Below are 19,033 nucleotides of genomic sequence, written 5' to 3'. Positions count from 1 at the left end.
AGTCAAGGGCTGTTGTTCAGACCACCAGCGCATTCTCCACGTCCTGCACCTTGCGGCGCGCCAGCGCGAGATTGGCCTTGGCCTTGTCGAGCACCAGGTACAGGAACAGGCCCTCGTGGTGGGTGGAGGGGCGCAGGATGTGGTACTGCCTGCTCAGCGTGATGAGGATGTCCTCGATGGTGTCTTCCAGGCCCAGCGAGCGCATGGTTTTGAGTTTGGCGCGCACCAGTTCGGTGTTGCCGGCGGCAGCCAGCTCCAGGTCCACGCCCGAGCCGTCCTGCCCCAGGATCATGCCGCTGTTGTAGTCCACCAGTGCAGCGCACATGGCGCCGTCGCAGTGCATCAGTTCATCCATGGTTTGCTTGATATTGGCCATTGTTTTCCTAACTCCCTTGTGTTGCGAAAATGTTCTGCACCTTCGCGGTGCCTTCTTGCCGGATGCATAGGAGCAGCCCTTGCCTGCCTTTGCCATCACGCTTGTTCCAGTGTCCGCACGGCCTCGCGCGAGACATAGAGAACCTGGCCCAGAACGGCCTCGCGCGAGGCCACCACGCTGATGACCAGCGTCAGGCCCGGGCGCTGTGCCTGCAGCATGACGATGAAGCCCTCGGCCGCCTCGACCACCACGTTGGCGCAATGCCCGAGCTGGTTCTCCTCGCCGGCGATCATGCCCAGCGCCGCCATCGAGCTGGCCATGGCCGACAGCCGCGCCGTGCTGCCCTGGCCTTGCGCACGGGCGGCCACCTCGAAGCCGTCCTCGGTGCTGACCACGCAGCCACGCACGCCGTGCAACCTGCTCATCAGCGACTGCACCGCCGCCTGGGCTGCAGCCTTCAAGGCAGCGTCATTCTTCATGGGACTTCTCCTGGGCAAGGGCTTCGATCTGCAGCAGCAACAGCTCGATCAGGGCCACCACCTGCTGGGGGTTGCGCACATCGGCCGGCACCACGGGGCACAGCAGGCCGCGCGATTGCAGGTGCACGGCAAAGCTGTCCAGATCAGGCGCTGTGTACTCCTGCATGCGGCATACCGCCACCACGCATGCCGTGCTGCGCAAGACATCGGACAGGCCCTGGACATAGATATCCAGGTCGGCCAGCGGATCGGAGCGGCTGTTGTCGATCAGCAAGATCACGCCCAGCGCGCCGCGCGAGAGGATGCGCCACATGAAGTCAAAGCGCTCCTGCCCGGGCGTGCCGTAGAGGTACAGCTTCTCGCCGTTGTCCAGGGTCAGCTCGCCATAGTCCATGCCGGCCGTCGTCAGCGCCTTGTCCAGGGTGTCATCGGTGTTGCGCACGTCGGTGCTCACGGGGGCGATCTCGCTGACGCAGCGGATGGCCGTGGTCTTGCCTGCGCCTGGAGGGCCGGAGATCAGGATCTTGAGTTCGCTCATGGGCGCGCTCCTGCAAACCGGGCCAAGCGAAGGCGTATGCGTTCGAGCACACCCCTGTCCGGCGCAGGGTTGCCGGGGTGCGGTGCGGCGGGCGGGCGGGCCGAGGCCCAGCGCAGCAGGCCGGCGGCGTCCAGCTCGTTCAGAAAACCGGCGCAGATCTCGGGCGGCAGGCCCGAACGCTGGCACAGGGTCTGCATCGTCGTGGGCTGGCCTGTCAGCAAGGTGGCCAGGCGGATATGGTGGGATCTCGTCAGCAGTTGCGGCGACGGCCAGCGCCGCAGCTGCAGCAGCATCAGCTGATGCTGCGTGTGCAGGCCGCTGGCGTGTGCCTTGGCGCTGGCCGGTTTGCCGTGCACCGACAGGATGCGTGCGCCCATGGTGTTGAGGCATTCCTCCAGCGCCTCGGCACGCAGGGGGATGCCCAGGTGGCCACCCGCAGGGAAGGCTCCCCTCGTTGGCCCTCCCACGCGCAGCGTCAGCGCGGGCGGGGCGGCAGGCGCTTGGGCCAGTTCGCCATGCACCACCGTCATGTCCGCCTGGGATTCGCGCCACGTCCAGCGATGCCGTGTGCGGTGATTCACCATCAGCACATAGGAGCGGAACAGCTTGGCGTCGCGGTCCGGCAGGCCATGCAGCATGAAGGTCAGCTCGGTTCGCTCATCCATGCTGTGCCTCCCGCTGCAATTGCCGCCTGCGCCCTCCGGTCTGGTTCGTGTACATGCCTTGCCTCTTTTTTGTAGGTCCGGCGATGGCCGGGTTGTCCATGAATTCATTCAGGAACGGGAGTCCAGGAATCCCGCAAGGGGAAGCCCGACGACAGAGCTGCGGATGATAGGAATGGCGCCGGCGGCTGGCTGTCCGGTCGCGCTGGAGAATCAGAATCGGCTGGGTCAGAATCAGAGTTGTCCTATCCGATTCGTGCCCAATCCGCTCCCAGCCTGAGCGGATCGAGCAAGGGCGATGGATGAATCGCGGGTCTGCAGGGCCGTAAAAATCGGAGCTTTCCGAGTTTTGTCCCTGCATCCCTGGTCGGACTGTGGTCTCTTTTCTGGCCGGCCTTGTGTGGGTGGTGCCTGGCGGGCGCTGCCCGCTGCCCGCCGTGTCCTCCGGTTACCAGGGACCGGGCAACCGCAGCTGCAGCATCTCCAGGAAGGACTGCGCCGCATGCGGCAGCGTGCGGCCGGCCAGGGTCTGCACCTCGATGTCGCGCAGGTCCATGCCCCGGTCGCTGAGCGCCACGGCCACCAGTGCGCCCGTGGCCACCATGTGGCGCGCGGCGATCTCGCTGGCCACGGCCACGGCGGCGCCCTGGGCTGCAAAGTTCAGCAGGGTCTTGCCGTGGTTGCTCTCCATCACCGGCATCAGCATCAGGCCCTGGCGGCTGCAGGCGGCGTCCAGCAGCTGGCGCACGGCCGTGTCGGCCGGCGTGAGCGCCAGCGGATGGCGCACCAATTGGGCCAGCGACAGGCGGCGGGCCTGGGCCAAGGCATGGCCGGGTGCGACCAGGGCAACCAGCGGCGCCGCCACGCGGCAGGCCACGGCAATGCCTTTTTCAGGCGCGCGGCTGAAGCACAGGCCGATGTCGGCCGTGCCGCTGCGCACGGCCTCTGGCACGGCGGGCGTGGGCAGCACCATCACCTCGAAGACGATGCCGGCATGCGCGCGCTGGAAGGCTGCGCACAGGCGCGGCAGGAACTCGTTGGCAAAGGCGTCGGAGCTTGCGATGCGCACGCGGCCGCTGCGCAGCCCCTGCAGGGCCTCGATCTCGCCCAGCGCGCGCTCGGCATCCAGGCCGGCGCGGCGCACATGGTCGGCCAGGATCTCCCCGGCCGCATTGAGCACCATGCCGCGCGGGTGGCGTTCGAACAGCGGCGTGCCCAGCAGCCCCTCCAGTGCGGCGATCTGGCGGCTGATGGCCGAGGCCGCCACATGCAGCCGCGCCGAGGCCTCGGTCAGCGATCCGCATTGCGCCACTTCGTGGAAGTAGCGCAGCGCGGTGTCCTGCAAAAGAAGGTGGCGGGCGTCGGGCATGTCGCCCCGATTGTCATCAATTTGCCGCAGAGGCAACGCAGGTTTGCAAATTTGCTGATGGCGGCAAAGGGGCGAGGGTTCTACGATGGCCTGTTGCGGCGTTGCAGGGAGCAGCGGCTGCAGCTGTCCAACCCTCTGACCAGGAGTGTGCCCATGAAGGCATTGCCCAGCGTTTTACTTCCACGCCGCGCCATCGTGGCTGCAGCCTGTGCCCTGGCTGGCGCCATGGCCCTGCCCGCCGTGGCACAGGGCCAGGCGTCCTGGCCCTCGCACCCGGTGCGCCTGGTCGTGCCCTTTCCGGCCAGCGGCGCCACCGACCTCGTGGCGCGCGTGGTGGCGCAGCGCATGTCGCAGGACCTGGGCCAGCAGCTGGTCATCGACAACCGCCCCGGCGCGGGCGGCACCATCGGCACGGGCGAGGCGGCCAAGGCCTCGCCGGACGGCTACACGCTGCTGTTCACCACCAGCAGCACGCATGCCATCTCGCCGCACCTGATGACCCGTCTGGCCTACAAGGCCGACAAGGACTTCACGCCGATTGCCGAGATCGGCGGGGCGGCCAGTATTCTGCTGGTCACGCCTTCTCTGCCCGCGCGCAGCGTCAAGGAACTGGTCGCCTACGCCAAGGCCCATCCGGGCGCCCTCAACTACGCCAGCAGCGGCAACGGGACCATCGTCCACCTGAACGCGGCGGCCTTCGCGGCGCGCGCGGGCCTGCAGCTGACCCATGTGCCCTACAAGGGCACGGCGCAGTCCATCACCGACCTGTCCGCAGGCCAGGTGCACCTGCTGTTCGACGCCATTCCCACCGGCATGCCCCATGTGGCCAGCGGCCGCCTGCGTGCCCTGGCCGTGACCGGCGACAAGCGCAGCGCGCTGGCGCCCGACCTGCCCACGGTGGCCGAGTCCGGCCTGCCTGGCTATTCTTCGGTCACCTGGTTCGGCGTCTATGGCCCGGCCGGCATGAAGCCCGAGCTGGTGGCGCGGATCAATCAGGCCTTCAACAAGGCCATCCAGAATCCCGAGGTGGTGGCCAGCCTGGCCAGGCAGGGCGTGGAAGCCGCATCGCCGCGCACGCCCGAGCAGTTCGCCGCCATGGTGCAGGCCGACAGCGCGCGCTGGGCGCAGGTCATCAAAGACAACAAAATCACATTGGATTGATTGAAGCACCCCCCTGAGCGGCTTTGCCGCTTCCCCCTCTCCTGCGGGAGGGGGACGACGCCCTTGCTGCGGGGTGGCGCGGCCGGCGTAGGCCCTTGCTTGGCGTCCCTGAGCTGGGCCGTGCCTGCGGTTCCTCAAGCTATCGGTGGCGCGTTGGCGCTATGGAAATTGATATGACAAGCACTGTTACGGACTGGACACTTCCCTACGCCTCGCACCGCTCTTCGGTGCTGGGCCGCAACATGGTCTCCACCTCGCAGCCGCTGGCCGCGCAGGCCGGCCTGTCCATGCTGCTGGCCGGCGGCAATGCGGTGGATGCGGCCATTGCCACGGCCATGGCGCTGACCGTGGTCGAGCCCACGGGCTGCGGCCTGGGCAGCGATGCCTTCTGCATCCTGTGGGATGGCAAGGAGCTGCACGGCCTCAATGCCTCGGGCCGCTCGCCCGAAGCCTGGACGCCCGAGTACTTCGCCGCGCTGGGCGGCATTCCCGAGAAGGGCTGGAACGCTGTCACCGTGCCCGGTGCCGTCTCGGCCTGGGTGGAGCTGTCGCGCCGCTTCGGCAAGCTGCCGTTCGAGCAACTGGCCCAGCCCGCCATCCGCTATGCGCGCGACGGCTTTGCGGTCTCGCCCACCATCGCCACGCTGTGGGCGCTGGGCGGCGCCAAGCTCGGCGACCAGCCCGGTTTTGCCGAGTGCTTCCTGCCCGATGGCAAGGCCCCCAAGGCGGGCGAGGTGTTCCGCAGCGAAGCCCATGCGCGCACGCTGGAGGAGATCGCCGCCACCAAGGGCGAGTCCTTCTACCGTGGCGCACTGGCGCGCTCGATGGCCGAGCACGCCAAGGCCTGCGGCGGCGCCATGACCGAGGCCGACCTGGCCGCCCACCAGGCCGACTGGGTCGGCACGGTGTCGCAGACCTTTGGCGATTCGGTGATCCACGAGATCCCGCCCAACGGCCAGGGCATCGCCGCGCTGATGGCGCTGGGCATGCTGGACGCACTGGGCGTGGGCGCCGAGCCGCTGGACGGCGTGGAGTCCGTGCACCTGCAGGTCGAGGCCATGAAGCTGGCCCTGGCCGACCTGCACGAATACAACGCCGACGGCGACCACATGCGCGTCGAATCCGCCCATCTGCTGGACGCCGGCTACCTGCGCGAACGCGCGGCGCTCATTGACCGCGAGCGCGCCAGCGCACCCACCTACGGCGCACCGCGCCCGGGCGGCACGGTCTACCTGGCGGCGGCCGATGCCAGCGGCATGATGGTCTCGTTCATCCAGTCCAACTACATGGGCTTCGGCTCGGGCGTGGTCGTGCCGGGCACCGGCATCAGCCTGCAAAACCGCGGCCACGGCTTCACCACGCAAGCCGGCCATGCCAACGAGGTCGCGCCACGCAAGCGCCCCTCGCACACCATCATCCCGGCCTTTGCGATGAACGCCGACGGCACGCCCCAGATGGCCTTCGGCGTCATGGGCGGCCCCATGCAGAGCCAGGGCCACCTGCAGATGGCCCTGCGCGTGCTGCGCTACGGCCAGAACCCCCAGGCCGCCGCCGACGCACCGCGCTGGCGCGTGACGGGCGGCAAGGGCGTGGCCGTGGAGCCCGCCTTCGACGCCGAGGTTGTCGCCGCCCTGCGCGCACGCGGCCACGAAGTCACGATCGAGGAAGGCCATGGCGTCTTCGCCTTCGGCGGCGCGCAGCTGGTGCTGCGCGACGGCGACCACTACATCGGCGGATCGGACCCGCGCAAGGACGGGGGCGTGGTGGCGTTCTGAGCGGGGGCTGTGTTCTGCAGCCTCACCCCCAGCGCAACACCCAATCCGCCCGCCCCCGCGTTGCCGCAATGCGGCGCGCATTGGGCTCGTCCACCTGTGCCACCCAGTCGCGTGCGGCCTGGGGGCTGCGGCCGTGGAGTTCGTGGCGGCGGGTCAGGCGTTCGATGCGAAGGCGGTCGTCCATGTCCACGTACCAGACCTCGTCCAGCAGCGCGCGCACGGCATGCCAGTGTGTGCCTGGCGCATCCTGTTCCTCCATCAGCAGGTAGTTGCCTTCGGTGATGACCAGGGGCACGCCGGGCGCGATGGCGATGGCGCCTGCAATGGGCTCCTCGATGGTGCGCCGGAATTCGGGGGCGTAGACCGTTTCATCGGCCACGGGCGCGCGCAGGCGGCGCAGCAGGGCCACGTAGCCGGCCGAGTCGAAGGTGTCGGGTGCGCCCTTGCGCTGCGCGCGGCCCAGGCGCTGCAGCGCGGACTGCGCCAGGTGGAAGCCGTCCATGGGTACGGCCGCCGCCAGCGGGCCCAGCGCCTGCAGCAGGGCGGCGCAGACCGTGCTCTTGCCTGCACCGGGCGGGCCCGCCAGGCCCAGCAGGCGTCGGGGGCCGGAGCGAGCCAGCGCAAATGCACGCGCAAGGGCTTCGGGCGGCAGGATGGCCGTCATGCGCGTGCCTGCTGCGCGCTGGCCAGCCCGTCTGCCATGAAGCCGCGTGCGTGCAGGGCCAGGTCCATGCCGTCTTCCCACATCGGGCGCCAGATGGCCAGCGCGTTCGACAGCTGCTCGTTGACGATGGCCGACGAGAAGCTCTCGAAGGTGACGGTGCCCTGGTAGCCGATCTGCGCGAGTGCGCCGAAGAACTGCGCGAAGTCGATGTGGCCCGCGCCCAGGTAGCCGCGGTGGTTCTCGCCGATGTGCACATAGCCCAGCCGCTGTCCGCAGGCCAGCACGGGCGCGGCGAGGTCGGCTTCCTCGATGTTCATGTGGTAGGTGTCCAGGTGCACGCAGACATGGGGCTGGCCGACTTCGTCGATGAACTCCAGCGCTTGCGTGGCCGTGTTCAGCAGATTGCTTTCGTAGCGGTTGACCACCTCCAGGCCCAGCGTGACGCCGCGCTCGCCCGCGAAGTCGGCAATGCGCCGCACGGCCTCGATCGCGTTGCGCCGGCCCCGTGGCGAACAGGGGTGGCCGTATTTCGCCATGGCGCCGTAGGGGATGCCGCCGAAATAGCGTCCGCCCAGGCGCGCCGTGATGTCCACGCCCTCTTGCAGCAGCGCCAGGCCGCGCGCGACCACGGCGGGGTCTTCGCTGGAGACATCGGCCTCGAAGGTCAGGCCCCGCGAGCAGCCCACGCCCAGGCCATGCTCCTGCAGCAGATCTCGCGTGAGCGCCAGGTCCATGAGCCGGGGGCCGTGCAGGGACAGCTCGACCAGGTCGTAACCGGCCTGGCGCGTCTGCTCGATCACATGGCGGGTGGAGGCCGGCGACAGGTCGCCGGCCCAGACAAGGGCGTGGATGCCGAGGGGGTTCATAGGGGCTCCGGTTGGACGCTGCGAGAGCGTGAAGGGGAGGGTTCGGCGGGTGCCCGGGTACGGCCCCGCCAGCGCGCCAGCAGGTGGCGCGCGGCCACGGCGGCGATCATGGTGGCGCCCCACAGGGCCTGCGTGAGCTGGGCATTGGCGCCCAGCAGGTTCACACCGCTGGACAGCACCTGCAGGATGAGCAGCGCGACGAACAGCCCCGACACCCGGCCAAAGCCGCCTATGGGATCGGTGCCGCCCAGGATGGCCGCAAGCACCGTGACCAGCAGGTAGGACTGGGCGTAGCCCGCACTGGCCGAGTTGAAGCGCGCCATCATCAGCACGGCCGCGATCCAGCACAGCAGCGTGGACAGGGTGTAGACGCCGATCAGCACGCGGCGCGTGTCGATGCCCGCATGGCGCGTGGCCTCGGCATTGGAGCCGACCATGCGGATGGCCAGCCCGTGGCGTGTGCTGCCCAGGTACAGGCCCACCAGCAGGCACACGGCCGCGAAGATCCAGAACGGCAGCGGCAGGCCCAGCCACTGGGCGGAGCCCAGGGCCTGGAAGGCCTCGGGAAAGCCTGCAATGGGCTTGCCGCGCGTGAGCCAGACGCACAGGCCGTTGATCAGCGACATGGTGCCCAGCGTGACGAGGATGGGATGGGCGTTGACGCGCGCCACCAGCCAGCCGCTGGCCAGGCCCACCAGCAGGCTGGCGAGGGCGCCCACGGCCAGTGCTGCGGCGATGAGCAGGCCCTCATGGCCCGACAGGTCCAGGCCCAGCGCCGACAGGCCTCCCACCAGCACCCAGGCCATGGCCAGGCCCGCCATGTTGGCGCTGGCGACCACGGCCAGGTTGATGCCGCCACTGACCAGCGGCAGCATCTGCGCCAGTGCCAGCAGGCCCAGCTCGGGGATCTGCAGCAGCACCGATTGCAGCGTGCCCAGGGTGGCGAAGCTGCCGGGCAGCAGCAGCGTGAACACGGCGCACAGCAGCGCCAGCAGCGCGATCAGGCCCAGCGGCGCGCCAGGGCTGCGGTTCATGGCGCGGCCCCCGCCAAAGGCGCTGCAGGAGTGGCGTCAGCGCTGCGCTGCTGGTTGCGTCGCTGCGTGCGCCGCAGTCCCGTTGCGGCCGCGCAGGCCAGCACCACGGCGCCCAGCAGCACCTGGAAGAAATACGGTGACACGCCCAGCAGGTTCAGCCCGTTGCGCAGCACGGCCAGCAGCAGCACGCCCATCAGCACGCCGCCCACGCTGCCCGTGCCGCCGAACAGGCTGGCGCCGCCCAGCACGGCGGCCGCGAGCACGAACAGCTCCGTGCCGACCAGGGCGTTGGGCACCGACTCGCCCACGCGGTGCGCCTGCACCAGGCCTGCGATGGCCGCCATCATGCCGAGCCAGCCATAGGCCACGCCCTGGATGGCGCCCAGCCCGATGCCCATGCGGTGCGCGGCCTCGGGGTTGCCGCCGAAGGCGTACAGGCGCCGCCCCAGCGCGCTGCGGCCCAGCAGCAGCGCGGTCAGCACGGCGGCCGCAGCGGCCACGGCGATGGGCAGGGTCAGGCGCACGGGGTCTGCGCTGTCGGTGCCCGCGAAGCGGGCCAGCACCACGGAATCGCTCCACCACGACGGCAGGTCGTAGATGGACCGGCCGCCCGTGCCATGCATCAGCAGCGCGAAGTACAGGTTCAGCGTGGAGATGGTGATGATGATGGAGGTGGCGCGCAGGCGGTGGATGAGCAGGGCGTTGAATGCGCCCAGCGCCAGTCCCGTGGCCAGGCCCAGCGCGATGCTGGCCGCCGGTGTCCAGCCCAGGCGTGTGGCCGCGAGGGCCGCAAGGTACTGCGCCACCGTGGCCGTGGCGGCAAACGAGATGTCGATGCCGCCCGCGACCAGTACCACCAGCAGGCCCACGGCCATGATGGCGGTGACCGATGCGCCCTCGGCCACGTCCATCCAGTTGCCCAGCGTCCAGAAGCCCGGCGCCAGGGCGCCGAACAGCAGGGCCATGGCGGCAATGGCCAGGCCGAGCCGGGCCACGGGGTGGTGCAGCAGCGCGTGTGCGTGTTCAGGCATGGACGGCCTCCTCGATCTGGCTTTCGGAATGCACCCCCGGCACGAACTCGCCGGCCATGCGCCCGCCGCGCATGTGCAGCACGCGGTCGCAGTGGGCATGGACCTCGACCACCTCGTCCGAGATGACGATCACCGCCATGCCCTGTGCGGCGAGCCCGTGCACGATCTCGAAGATGCCCTGCCGGTTGCCGATGTCCACGCCCACGGTGGGCGAGTCGAGGATCAGCAGGCGTGGCGCGGTCGCCAGCCAGCGGGCCAGCACCACGCGCTGGGCATTGCCGCCCGACAGCTGGTGCACGGGTGCGTCCAGCGCGGGCAGGCGCATGTGCAGGCGGTCGCGCCACTGGGCCGCAGTGGCGGCGCGGCGGCGGGCGGGCAGCCAGCCCAGCGGGCCGGACAGGCGCGGCAGCATGGCCAGCACCAGGTTGTCCTGCACGGACTGGCGCAGGTTCAGGCCGATGGACTGGCGGTCCTCCGGCACATAGGCAATGCCCGCCGCCATGGCGTCGCGGTTGCTGCGCAGCACCAACGTGCGGCCGCCCAGGCGGATGCTGCCGCGATCGGGCCGGCGCATGCCGAACAGGCCCAGGGCCAGCTCGGTGCGGCCCGCGCCCAGCAGCCCGGTCAGGCCCAGGATCTCGCCCTCGCGCACATCGAAGCTCACGTCCTCGTAGTCGCCGTCGCGGCCCAGGCCGCGCACTTCCAGCAGCACGGGCGCGGCGGACATGTCGCGCGCATGCAGGCGCTCATCCACTTCCTGCCCGGTCATCAACGCGGCCAGTTGCCGGCCCGACAACTGCTCGGCGGGCCAGGTGCCGAGCTTGCGCCCGTCGCGCAGCACGGTGACGCGGTCGGCGATCTCCATGACCTCGTCCAGCTTGTGGCTCACGAAGACGATGGCCATGCCATCGGCCTGGAGCCGGCGCACCACGGCCAGCAGCGCATCGACCTCAGCACGCGTGAGCGAGGCCGTGGGCTCATCCATGAACAGCAGCCTGGCCCGGGCCGCCATGCCCCGGCAGATGGCCACAAGCTGGCGGCCCGCAATGGGCAGGTCGCCCACCCGCGCATCCAGCGGCAGCGCAATGCCCAGGCGCCGCAACACGGCCTGGGCCGCCTCGCGCTGGCGCCTGCGGCGCACGGGCGCCCACCAGCGGCCCATGGCCTGGTCGAAGGCGATGTTCTCGGCCACGCTCAGGTTGGGAAACAGCGACAGGTCCTGGTAGATCACCTGGATGCCCAGGGACTTGGCCAGCGCCGGGTCCAGCCGCTGCACCGTCTGTCCGCCGATGTCGATGCGCGCGCCCGGCTGCGGTGCGTGCACGCCGCTGAGCACCTTGATCGCCGTGCTCTTGCCGCTGCCGTTGCTGCCCATCAGGCAGTGCACCTCGCCGGGCATCACGTCCCAGTCCAGCGCATGCAGCGCGGTGGCCTCGCCAAAGCGCACGGTGACCGCCTGCATGCGGACCAGCGCCGTTGTGGTGGCATCCATGGCAGAGCCCGGCTCACAGGCCCAGGCCGACCAGCCGGTCTATGGTCTGCCGGTTGATCGGCTCCAGCCTCTGGCCCTGAATGTTGCGGCGCTCGCGGTCTACCTGGACCTTGCCCAGGCCCGGTATCTCCATGCCGTCCGTGGGCTCGCGGCCGTCGATCAGCATCTTGCCCACATGCACGATCACCTCGCCGGCCAGCGCGGGGTTCCAGATGAAACCCTCGCGGATCACGCCGTCGCGCACCAGCTTGGCGCCCTGGCCCGGCGAGAACGAGCCCACCACGGCAATGCGGTCGGCTTTGCGCGCATCGGCCACCGCGCGGCCCGCGCCAATGGGGCCCTGGCTGCCGAAGGCCAGAAAGCCCTTGAGGTCGGGATGCGCGCGCATCAGGTCCTGGGCGCTGCGGTAGGAGTCGTCCAGGCTCTCGGCCACGCCGAAGCGCTCGGACACCAGCTGCATCTTCGGCCACAGCTTTTTCTGGTGGGCGATGGCCGCATCGGCCCAGGCGTTGTGCAGCGGCACGGTCAGCGAGCCCACGAAGACCACGTACTTGCCTTCGCCACCCATGGCCTTGCCCAGGCTATCCATGTGGCGCTCGCCAAATCCCGCGACGCTGCTCAGCTCGATGTTCCAGTCGGCGCCCTTCTGGTCGGGCGACTCGTGCGTGAGCACCTTGATGCCCGCGCTGCGTGCGCGCCGGAACACGGGCTCCAGCGCCCTGGCATCGTTGGGCACCACGGCGATGACCTTGCTGCGGCGCGCGATCAGGTCCTCGACCGCGCGCACCTGCTGGGCCGCATCGGCCTCGGTGGGGCCGACCATGCCGCTGGAGATGCCCAGCTCGCGGCCTGCCTTGCGGATGCCGGTCTCCATGGCGTTGAACCACGGAATGCCCCCGACCTTGGCCACCACCGACACATCCTCGGCACCGGCCGCGCCTGCCAGCACCGCCAGGGTGCAGGCCAACAGTGCCCTCGAGAACCGGCTGAATCCATGGAACATGGCGCTCCTCCCTCTGTTTTGCACAATCGATTGTGCAAACTATAGACAGATGGACTTCCATTGCCGATGCGGGATTTCCCGGGCCGCTGCTGCGTGCCGGCTCCGGCCCGCCCGAATCGCTGCCGCAGCGGCTACGATGGCCGCCGAGCGCTCCCGTCCCAACCCCTGCAGAGCACCGTGAACCGCCCCCGAACCTCCACCATCTACGACCTGGCCGAACTGGCCGGCACCTCGGCCTCGACGGTCAGCGCCATCCTCAACGGCAGCTGGCAGTCGCGGCGCATCAGCGAGGAGACCGCGCGCCGCGTGCAGCAGCTCGCGCAGGAACACAGCTTTGCCGTGAACCGCCAGGCCAGCGGCCTGCGCCGCCAGCGCTCGGGGCTGATCGGCATGGTGATTCCCACGCACGAGGACCGCTTCTTCGGCGCGCTGTCCCAGGCCTTCGAGCGCATGGCCCATGAGCGCGGCCTGTGCCCGCTGGTGGTCAGCACGCTGCGCGACGGCGCGCTGGAGGTGGAGACCGTGCGCTCGCTGATCGCCTTTCGCGTGGAGCACCTCATCGTCACGGGCGCCACCCGGCCCGACGCCATCAGCGCCGAATGCCGCCAGGCCGGCGTGCGCCATGTCAACGTGGATCTTCCCGGGAAAAAGGCGCCCTCCGTCACCAGCGACAACCGCTGGGGTGCGGCCGAACTCACACGCCTGCTGCTGGTGCGCTCCAGGCCCCCGGCAGGTGCGCCGCAGGACGCCGTCTGCTTTCTGGGTGGCGTCCGCAAGGAGTACGCCACCGAGCAGCGCCTGTCCGGCTTTCGCGAAGCCCTGGCGCCCCACACGCCGGTGGCGGACGAGCACATCCTCTGCTGCGGCTACGACCCCGAAACGGCCCGCCTTGCCATGGCAGCGCTCTACCAGCGCCTGGGCGGCCTGCCGCGCGCCCTGCTGTTCTCATCGGGCATCACGCTGCAAGGCGCCATCCGCTTCCTGCGTGGACTGCCCGATGCGGAACTGGCGCAATGCAGCTTTGGCAGCTACGACTGGGACCCCTATGCCGAATGCCTGCGCTTTCCGGTGCACATGGTGCGCCAGAACGTCGAAGGCCTGATGGCCGAGGCCTTCCGCGCCATCGACGGCGAAGGTCTGCGCGCGGGGCAGGTGGTGCAGGTGCGGCCGCAGTTGGTGGAGTGGGGGATTTTGAGTCCCCCGCCATAGGTTCAGGGCTTTTGCCTGCTCAGTGCACGATCGCAGCGCTTGCAGGGTCTGCAGGGACAAGCTTGCTGAAGTGGATCACGTCGCTGACGATGCTTCTGAAGACTTGCTGGGTGTTTTTGGCGGCCTGTTTGTCGAATCTGTCATCGATCACGACCACGATGTTTTCGCCGTCATTGGTTTGCCGGTTGGTGATGTCCACCAGCTTGTAGAGGGCGGGAGCCGCAGACTGCTGCGTTGGCTTGACGGCCAGATACCCAGAGCCTTCCATCTTGAAGTCCAACTCATGCCGCTTGCCCGAGCTTCCAAGGTATTCGGGCCTAAGTTGCAGCTCCTTGCCGGGGTACCTTTGGAGCAGGGCTTGTGCTACCTCCGTGGCAAAGGCCGATCCATCGGCGTCCACGCCCTGGTGCTCCATCTCCCAATGGGTGATGGCTACAAGGCAGGAGATGTACCGTGCAAAGGCGTCGGCGGACGACGAGTCCGTTGACAGGATCTCTATGACGCCCTTGGCATTGAGTGAGGCCCCGTGTTTGCTCGCCAGGTTGCTGAGGAACCTCAGCTTGTGCCCTGACGAGAAATTCATCCCTCTGCCAATGAAGTGCAGGACGGTCTGGCCATCGTCGAAAAACCGATGTACGTCGTTGTCGAAACTCTGCACATACACAGGCACGGGGTCGCCATCGGCAAAACAGAAGGGCGTGTTGATCCTTGCAAGCGTGCCTTGCTCGTTGATGGGCTGGCACGCAAACCCGGTCAGGTTGAGAAGGTTCTGGCAGATCATGGTTGGAGCCTCAGCTGTTCTGGATCCTCAAGTGCGGGCCTGAATTCGATGTTGGTGCGTTGACAGAAAAATGCGAAAACATCATGGAAAGTCCGCCATGACTTCCACTCTGGAACAGGGTTTCGTGCATCTCCCAGATGCTCATGCGCCTGATCGTGCCAATTGTCGGGGTTGTAGCTTTTCGTCGTGATCTGCAATTGGTAAACCCTTGCCTTGGGCTGCTTCTTCATGTGACGGAACACACTCATCTTCAGGGTGATGAGCCCAGTATCCGAAGAGCGATAGAAGTTCAACTGGACCACAAGGCCTGTCCCCTTGCCGCTGTCCGTTACCAAGCCCTGTTCAAAGTTGAACGCTCCCTGTGGCTTGTCCAGTAACTTCCAATCGTCGGCCTCGGCGTCGTCGCAATAGTGACGTTCTGACAGTATCTGGCGAGCCTCCGCCTCGTCAAGACTATCCACCCTCTCCTCCTTTCATGTTGTTTGTGCAGGAGTTGCCGACAGCCAGCGCAGTGGCGCTGCTCACCTCCTGCCCTTGGTCACAACCGCGCTCGCCCTTTGATTCTGGAGTGCGCCGACCTTGACGCATGTTGTATCGCATCAACGCGATCAAGGGTATTGCGTCTGGATCCATTGGCCTTCATCGCCCTGCACCCACCAACCCCGGCATCACCGTGAAATCCACCTGCGCCTGCGCCAGTTGCTGCATGGCCGGGATCAGGGCGCGGGCGTCGCCGCGCCGCCATTGGAAGGCGTAGTGCAGGGGAGCGAGGGCGGCTTTGGGATGGGCGCCCCCGACGGCGCGCAGGCCCAGGGCGGCGATCCAGCCGGTGGGCAGGAAGCCCACGCCCAGGCCGGCGCGCAGCATGCCGGCCACGGCGCCCCAGCTGTTGCACAGGATGCGCTCGCGCACGCTGGCGCCCTGGGCGAGCAGCCAGTCGTCCAGCAGGCGCGTGGTGCCGGCCTGCGGGGGCAGGGTGACCAGTGCATGGCGCTGCAGCAGGGCCGTGGCGCCCAGGCGGCCCGCGCCTGCCAGGCCGGGGGCCACGGCCCAGGCAAAGCGCGCGGCGCCCACGGGGCGGGACAGCAGGCTGCTGCGCGAGGAGCGGCCCGCGATGACGGCAAAGTCCAGCTCGCCGTCGTCCAGGCGCTGCTCCAGCACGCCGCCCACGTCCACATGGGGCTCCAGCACCAGCTGCGGATGGGCCTGGCGCGCGGCGGCCACGAAGGCCGGCAGCCAGGTCAGAGCCGACAGGTCGCCCACGCCGAAGCGGCAATGGCCGGCCAGCGCCTCGCGCGTGTCCAGGGCCTGGCCCAGCGCGGCCATGGCGTTGAGCACCTCCAGCGCGGCGGGCAGCAGGCGCTGGCCGGCATCGGTGAGCACGGCGCGGTGGCCGCTGCGGTCGAACAGCGGCTGGCCCAGCGCGGATTCCAGTTCCGTGATGCGCTTGGACAGCGAGGACACGGACAGGTGCACGCGCTGCGCGGCCGTGGCGAAGTTGCTGCAGGTGGCGGCCCACCAGAAGGCTTCGAGCTGCTTGACCGAGGGTGTGGACATGGGTCTGTCATTGGCAAAAAGCGAACAAGTGCATTCTAAATAATCCACTTTCATTCAATGGATGCGCGGCCTACAGTGGCGCCGGTTCCTGAACATTCCGAGGTCCGCACCATGGCCGCCATCGCTTCCTCCTCTGCCTCCACGCCTTCGGCACCCGCCCTGCCAGCGCCGCGCGCCCCGGCCGTGCTGCGCCGCATGCTGTCGCTGCATGATTTCGAGGAGGCCGCGCGCCGCAGGCTGCCCCGGCCCATCTTCGGCTACATCGCCGGGGCGGCAGAGGACAACGCCTCGCTGCGCGACAACCGCGAGGTGTTCGGCGAATGGGGCCTGACCACGCGCGTGCTGGCCGATGTGTCGCAGCGCTCGCAGGCCGTGGAGCTATTCGGTGAGCGCTATGCCAGCCCCTTCGGCATTGCGCCCATGGGCATCAATGCGCTGTCCACCTACCGGGGCGACCTGGTGCTGGCGCGCGCGGCCCAGCGCGCGGGCATTGTGTCGGTGATGAGCGGCACTTCGCTGATCCCCATGGAGGAGGTGGCGCGCGAGAGCCCGGCCACCTGGTTCCAGGCCTATATCCCCGGGGACCAGGCCCGCATCGACGCGCTGATCGACCGCGTGGAGCGCGCAGGCTTTCGCACCCTGGTGGTGACGGTGGACATACCGATCTCCGCCAACCGCGAGAACAACATCCGCACCGGCTTTTCCACGCCGCTCAAGCCCAGCCTGCGCCTGGCCTGGGACGGCATGGTGCGCCCGGGCTGGGTGGCCGGCACCTTCCTGCGCACGCTGCTGCGCCACGGCATGCCGCATTTCGAGAACTCGTTTGCCACGCGCGGTGCGCCCATCATGTCGTCCAGCGTGATGCGCGATTTTTCGGCACGCGACCACCTGAGCTGGCGCCACATCGAGGCCATCCGCCGCCGCTGGAAGGGGCCGCTGGTCATCAAGGGCGTGCTCAGCGTGGAGGACGCGCTGCAGGCCCGGCGCGTGGGGGCCGACGGCATCGTGCTGTCCAACCATGGCGGGCGCCAGCTCGACGGCGCGGTGTCGGCCATGCGCATTCTTGAGGACGTGGTGGCGGCCCTGGGGCCGGACTATCCCGTGCTGATCGACGGGGGCTTCAGGCGCGGCTCCGATGTGCTCAAGGCCGTTGCGCTGGGCGCGCGCATGGTGCTGGTGGGCCGGCCCTTCAACTATGCCGCCGCCGTGGGCGGCGAGGCCGGCGTGCTGCACGCCATCGGCCTGCTGCGCGACGAGGTGGACCGCAACCTGGCCATGCTGGGCGCCTCCTCCTGCGGCGCGCTGGACCGCTCGCACATCGTGCGCCGCGCATCGGCCTGACAGAAACCTCCACCGTCCGTTCAAAACACAGCCATTCCCAGGAGACATCCCATGAACCACTTCACTTCACGCCGCAGCCTGTGCGCCCTGCTGCTGGCCGCAGGCGCCGCACCGGGCGCCATGGCGGCCGATGCCGGTGCCTATCCCACGCGCCCGGTGCGCCTGATCGTGCCGTTTGCAGCCGGCGGCACCACCGACATCGTGGCGCGCGCGATTGCGCCGCGCATGGCAGAGGCCCTGGGCCAGCCGCTGGTGGTGGACAACAAGGGCGGCGGCGGAGGCGCCATCGGCGCGCACGAGGCCGCGCGTGCCCAGCCCGACGGCTACACGCTGGGCGTGGCCACCGTGTCCACCACGGCCACCAATGCGGCCATCAACCCGCGCCTGCCCTACAACCCGCTCACCGATTTCACGCCCATCACCAACATTGCGGCCACGCCCAATGTGCTGGCCGTGCATCCGGGCTTCAAGGCGCAGAGCTTTGCGGCCTTCGTGGACGAGGTGAAGAAGAACCCCGGCAAGCATGCCTACGGCACGGCGGGCACGGGCTCCATAGGCCACATGCTGATGGAGCTGATGTCCAGCCGCTCGGGGCTGTCGCTCACGCATGTGCCCTACCGGGGATCGGGCCCCGCGCTCAACGATGCGGTGGCGGGCCAGGTGCCCATCGTCTTCGACAACCTGCCCTCGGCCCTGCCCTTCATCAAGGCGGGCCGGCTCACCGCGCTGGCGGTGGCCGCGCCCGAGCGCCTGGCCCAGCTGCCCCAGGTGCCCACCTTCAAGGAGCTGGGGCTGGAGCCTGTCAACCGCAGCGCCTTCTATGGCATCTACGGCCCCAAGGGGCTGTCGCCCGAGATCGTGGCGCGCCTGCATGCGGCCGCCCAGCGCGCGCTGGCCAGCCCCGAGGTGCGCCGCCAGATCGAGGACACGGGCTCGCGCGTGATCGGCAACCGCCCCGAGGAGTTCGCGCGCGAGATCGCGGCCGAGAACGCCCTGTACCGCAAGATCGCCACGGAGCGGCGCATCGTGGCGGATTGAGGGGCAGCCGGCGAAAGGGAGGATAGGGGCTGCGAAAGAATTTTCGCCAACGCTGTCACAACGCGCACGCCCCGCGCGTCTTGAAGGTATGGGCCAGCCATTCCGGCCGGCTGCTACATCCCTCAAGGAGTGTTTTCCATGACCGCTTCGTCTTCCGCTGCCACCGGCGCCCGTCCTCTTGCCGCCCCCACGCCGCGCCTGAACTTCCAGGCCGTGGCCCCCGAGCTGTACAAGGCCCAGGCCGGCATCAACGCGCTGCTGCACGAGTCCAGCCTGGGCATCCAGCTGCTGGAGCTGGTGTTCCTGCGCGTCTCGCAGATCAACGGCTGCGCCTTCTGCGTGGACATGCACACGCGCGAACTGCTGTCCCGGGGCGAGGACCTGCAGCGCATCAACAGCATCGTCACCTGGCCCGAGGTGGATTTCTACGACGGGCGCGAGCGCGCCGCCCTGAACTGGGCCGAGCGCTGCACGCGCCTGAGCCAGGCCCATCCCGAGCAGCAGGACTTCGAGGCGCTGCGACCGCATTTCAGCGAGCGCGAGATGGTGGAGCTGACCTATGCCATCGGCAGCATCAATGTCTGGAACCGCCTGTGCGCGGGCTTTGCAGCCCCCGTGGCACGCAAGCCGATCAAGCTCTGAACGTGCGCAAGCCGC

Annotated in this window: 20 protein-coding genes; 6 read left to right on the top strand and 14 right to left on the bottom strand. The window is 68.9% G+C overall.

The features are described from left to right. Nucleotides 1-16 precede the first annotated feature (16 nt). The 5 genes from ACF8O7_RS17600 to ACF8O7_RS17580 form a co-directional block, all read right to left on the bottom strand. A complete protein-coding gene (locus ACF8O7_RS17600) occupies nt 17-376 on the bottom strand; it encodes a hypothetical protein (protein ID WP_126311089.1) in 360 nt (119 codons plus the stop codon). A 95-nt stretch (nt 377-471) separates the two neighbouring features. Next, nucleotides 472-855 (bottom strand): roadblock/LC7 domain-containing protein, encoded by a 384-nt coding sequence (locus ACF8O7_RS17595; protein WP_016449547.1) that lies wholly within the window; start codon nt 853-855, stop codon nt 472-474. Beyond that, nucleotides 845-1,393, bottom strand: coding sequence for an ATP/GTP-binding protein (locus ACF8O7_RS17590; RefSeq protein ID WP_043820163.1), 549 nt, complete (start codon nt 1,391-1,393; stop codon nt 845-847). The genes ACF8O7_RS17595 and ACF8O7_RS17590 overlap by 11 nt, the downstream gene beginning before the upstream one ends. Continuing rightward, nucleotides 1,390-2,058 (bottom strand): hypothetical protein, encoded by a 669-nt coding sequence (locus ACF8O7_RS17585; protein ID WP_392443916.1) that lies wholly within the window; start codon nt 2,056-2,058, stop codon nt 1,390-1,392. Before ACF8O7_RS17585 ends, ACF8O7_RS17590 begins: the two co-directional genes overlap by 4 nt. 445 nt (nt 2,059-2,503) lie before the next feature. Continuing rightward, nucleotides 2,504-3,424 (bottom strand): LysR family transcriptional regulator, encoded by a 921-nt coding sequence (locus tag ACF8O7_RS17580; RefSeq protein ID WP_034389667.1) that lies wholly within the window; start codon nt 3,422-3,424, stop codon nt 2,504-2,506. A 153-nt stretch (nt 3,425-3,577) separates the two neighbouring features. Between ACF8O7_RS17580 and ACF8O7_RS17575 the strand changes: the two genes are divergently transcribed. Continuing rightward, nucleotides 3,578-4,585 (top strand): Bug family tripartite tricarboxylate transporter substrate binding protein, encoded by a 1,008-nt coding sequence (locus ACF8O7_RS17575; RefSeq protein ID WP_392443914.1) that lies wholly within the window; start codon nt 3,578-3,580, stop codon nt 4,583-4,585. 173 nt (nt 4,586-4,758) lie between these two features. After that, nucleotides 4,759-6,360, top strand: coding sequence for a gamma-glutamyltransferase family protein (locus tag ACF8O7_RS17570; RefSeq protein WP_063328043.1), 1,602 nt, complete (start codon nt 4,759-4,761; stop codon nt 6,358-6,360). A gap of 22 nt (nt 6,361-6,382) precedes the next feature. Here the strand turns inward: ACF8O7_RS17570 and ACF8O7_RS17565 are convergent, their stop codons facing one another. From ACF8O7_RS17565 to ACF8O7_RS17540, 6 genes are read right to left on the bottom strand one after another with little or no spacing between them, the layout of a single operon-like run. Then, a complete protein-coding gene (locus ACF8O7_RS17565; protein ID WP_133072495.1) occupies nt 6,383-7,024 on the bottom strand; it encodes a nucleoside/nucleotide kinase family protein in 642 nt (213 codons plus the stop codon). After that, nucleotides 7,021-7,890 (bottom strand): sugar phosphate isomerase/epimerase, encoded by an 870-nt coding sequence (locus tag ACF8O7_RS17560; RefSeq protein ID WP_133072496.1) that lies wholly within the window; start codon nt 7,888-7,890, stop codon nt 7,021-7,023. Before ACF8O7_RS17560 ends, ACF8O7_RS17565 begins: the two co-directional genes overlap by 4 nt. Then, a complete protein-coding gene (locus tag ACF8O7_RS17555; protein WP_133072497.1) occupies nt 7,887-8,924 on the bottom strand; it encodes an ABC transporter permease in 1,038 nt (345 codons plus the stop codon). The genes ACF8O7_RS17560 and ACF8O7_RS17555 overlap by 4 nt, the downstream gene beginning before the upstream one ends. Next, nucleotides 8,921-9,955: a sugar ABC transporter permease gene (locus ACF8O7_RS17550; protein ID WP_017405892.1), complete on the bottom strand. Its 1,035-nt coding sequence runs from the start codon at nt 9,953-9,955 to the stop codon at nt 8,921-8,923. The genes ACF8O7_RS17555 and ACF8O7_RS17550 overlap by 4 nt, the downstream gene beginning before the upstream one ends. Further along, the gene (locus ACF8O7_RS17545) at nt 9,948-11,447 is read right to left on the bottom strand and encodes a sugar ABC transporter ATP-binding protein (protein ID WP_126311093.1); all 1,500 of its coding nucleotides are present in this window, start codon (nt 11,445-11,447) and stop codon (nt 9,948-9,950) included. Before ACF8O7_RS17545 ends, ACF8O7_RS17550 begins: the two co-directional genes overlap by 8 nt. Nucleotides 11,448-11,460: 13 nt before the next feature. Continuing rightward, entirely contained in the window at nt 11,461-12,450 is a 990-nt protein-coding gene (locus ACF8O7_RS17540) for a substrate-binding domain-containing protein (protein ID WP_034366417.1), read from the bottom strand. A 177-nt stretch (nt 12,451-12,627) separates the two neighbouring features. On the opposite strand from ACF8O7_RS17540, the gene ACF8O7_RS17535 reads away from it, so the two are divergent. Next, entirely contained in the window at nt 12,628-13,659 is a 1,032-nt protein-coding gene (locus tag ACF8O7_RS17535; protein ID WP_227472474.1) for a LacI family DNA-binding transcriptional regulator, read from the top strand. Nucleotides 13,660-13,678: 19 nt separating this feature from the next. On the opposite strand, the gene ACF8O7_RS17530 is transcribed toward ACF8O7_RS17535, so the two are convergent. The 3 genes from ACF8O7_RS17530 to ACF8O7_RS17520 all read right to left on the bottom strand — a co-directional run bounded on the left by ACF8O7_RS17530 (nt 13,679) and on the right by ACF8O7_RS17520 (nt 15,997). Beyond that, nucleotides 13,679-14,440, bottom strand: coding sequence for a DUF1828 domain-containing protein (locus tag ACF8O7_RS17530; protein ID WP_034366420.1), 762 nt, complete (start codon nt 14,438-14,440; stop codon nt 13,679-13,681). After that, a complete protein-coding gene (locus ACF8O7_RS17525) occupies nt 14,437-14,901 on the bottom strand; it encodes a hypothetical protein (RefSeq protein WP_016454004.1) in 465 nt (154 codons plus the stop codon). The genes ACF8O7_RS17530 and ACF8O7_RS17525 overlap by 4 nt, the downstream gene beginning before the upstream one ends. A gap of 178 nt (nt 14,902-15,079) precedes the next feature. Further along, nucleotides 15,080-15,997 (bottom strand): LysR family transcriptional regulator, encoded by a 918-nt coding sequence (locus ACF8O7_RS17520; protein WP_013804650.1) that lies wholly within the window; start codon nt 15,995-15,997, stop codon nt 15,080-15,082. Between the two features lie 111 nt (nt 15,998-16,108). On the opposite strand from ACF8O7_RS17520, the gene ACF8O7_RS17515 reads away from it, so the two are divergent. The 3 genes from ACF8O7_RS17515 to ACF8O7_RS17505 all read left to right on the top strand — a co-directional run bounded on the left by ACF8O7_RS17515 (nt 16,109) and on the right by ACF8O7_RS17505 (nt 19,018). Next, nucleotides 16,109-17,338: an alpha-hydroxy acid oxidase gene (locus ACF8O7_RS17515; protein WP_016449563.1), complete on the top strand. Its 1,230-nt coding sequence runs from the start codon at nt 16,109-16,111 to the stop codon at nt 17,336-17,338. A 51-nt stretch (nt 17,339-17,389) separates the two neighbouring features. Then, entirely contained in the window at nt 17,390-18,376 is a 987-nt protein-coding gene (locus ACF8O7_RS17510; RefSeq protein ID WP_061289031.1) for a tripartite tricarboxylate transporter substrate binding protein BugE, read from the top strand. Between the two features lie 138 nt (nt 18,377-18,514). After that, nucleotides 18,515-19,018 carry a carboxymuconolactone decarboxylase family protein gene (locus ACF8O7_RS17505; protein WP_034398063.1) on the top strand — a complete coding sequence of 168 codons (504 nt, stop codon included), beginning with the start codon at nt 18,515-18,517 and terminating at the stop codon, nt 19,016-19,018. Nucleotides 19,019-19,033 lie beyond the last annotated feature (15 nt).

The sequence above is a fragment of the Delftia sp. WSY_16 genome (assembly GCF_043104415.1).
GTDB classification, from domain to species: Bacteria; Pseudomonadota; Gammaproteobacteria; order Burkholderiales; family Burkholderiaceae_C; genus Comamonas; species Comamonas tsuruhatensis.
This window is presented reverse-complemented; position numbering and strand designations above follow the sequence as displayed.

Bases quoted from the DNA above. Each gene is read 5' to 3' on its own strand.
- ACF8O7_RS17600 (WP_126311089.1), bottom strand. From the start codon at position 376: ATGGCCAATATCAAGCAAACCATGGATGAACTGATGCACTGCGACGGC.
- ACF8O7_RS17595 (WP_016449547.1), bottom strand. From the start codon at position 855: ATGAAGAATGACGCTGCCTTGAAGGCTGCAGCCCAGGCGGCGGTGCAG.
- ACF8O7_RS17590 (WP_043820163.1), bottom strand. From the start codon at position 1,393: ATGAGCGAACTCAAGATCCTGATCTCCGGCCCTCCAGGCGCAGGCAAG.
- ACF8O7_RS17585 (WP_392443916.1), bottom strand. From the start codon at position 2,058: ATGGATGAGCGAACCGAGCTGACCTTCATGCTGCATGGCCTGCCGGAC.
- ACF8O7_RS17580 (WP_034389667.1), bottom strand. From the start codon at position 3,424: ATGCCCGACGCCCGCCACCTTCTTTTGCAGGACACCGCGCTGCGCTAC.
- ACF8O7_RS17575 (WP_392443914.1), top strand. From the start codon at position 3,578: ATGAAGGCATTGCCCAGCGTTTTACTTCCACGCCGCGCCATCGTGGCT.
- ACF8O7_RS17570 (WP_063328043.1), top strand. From the start codon at position 4,759: ATGACAAGCACTGTTACGGACTGGACACTTCCCTACGCCTCGCACCGC.
- ACF8O7_RS17565 (WP_133072495.1), bottom strand. From the start codon at position 7,024: ATGACGGCCATCCTGCCGCCCGAAGCCCTTGCGCGTGCATTTGCGCTG.
- ACF8O7_RS17560 (WP_133072496.1), bottom strand. From the start codon at position 7,890: ATGAACCCCCTCGGCATCCACGCCCTTGTCTGGGCCGGCGACCTGTCG.
- ACF8O7_RS17555 (WP_133072497.1), bottom strand. From the start codon at position 8,924: ATGAACCGCAGCCCTGGCGCGCCGCTGGGCCTGATCGCGCTGCTGGCG.
- ACF8O7_RS17550 (WP_017405892.1), bottom strand. From the start codon at position 9,955: ATGCCTGAACACGCACACGCGCTGCTGCACCACCCCGTGGCCCGGCTC.
- ACF8O7_RS17545 (WP_126311093.1), bottom strand. From the start codon at position 11,447: ATGGATGCCACCACAACGGCGCTGGTCCGCATGCAGGCGGTCACCGTG.
- ACF8O7_RS17540 (WP_034366417.1), bottom strand. From the start codon at position 12,450: ATGTTCCATGGATTCAGCCGGTTCTCGAGGGCACTGTTGGCCTGCACC.
- ACF8O7_RS17530 (WP_034366420.1), bottom strand. From the start codon at position 14,440: ATGATCTGCCAGAACCTTCTCAACCTGACCGGGTTTGCGTGCCAGCCC.
- ACF8O7_RS17520 (WP_013804650.1), bottom strand. From the start codon at position 15,997: ATGTCCACACCCTCGGTCAAGCAGCTCGAAGCCTTCTGGTGGGCCGCC.
- ACF8O7_RS17515 (WP_016449563.1), top strand. From the start codon at position 16,109: ATGGCCGCCATCGCTTCCTCCTCTGCCTCCACGCCTTCGGCACCCGCC.
- ACF8O7_RS17510 (WP_061289031.1), top strand. From the start codon at position 17,390: ATGAACCACTTCACTTCACGCCGCAGCCTGTGCGCCCTGCTGCTGGCC.
- ACF8O7_RS17505 (WP_034398063.1), top strand. From the start codon at position 18,515: ATGACCGCTTCGTCTTCCGCTGCCACCGGCGCCCGTCCTCTTGCCGCC.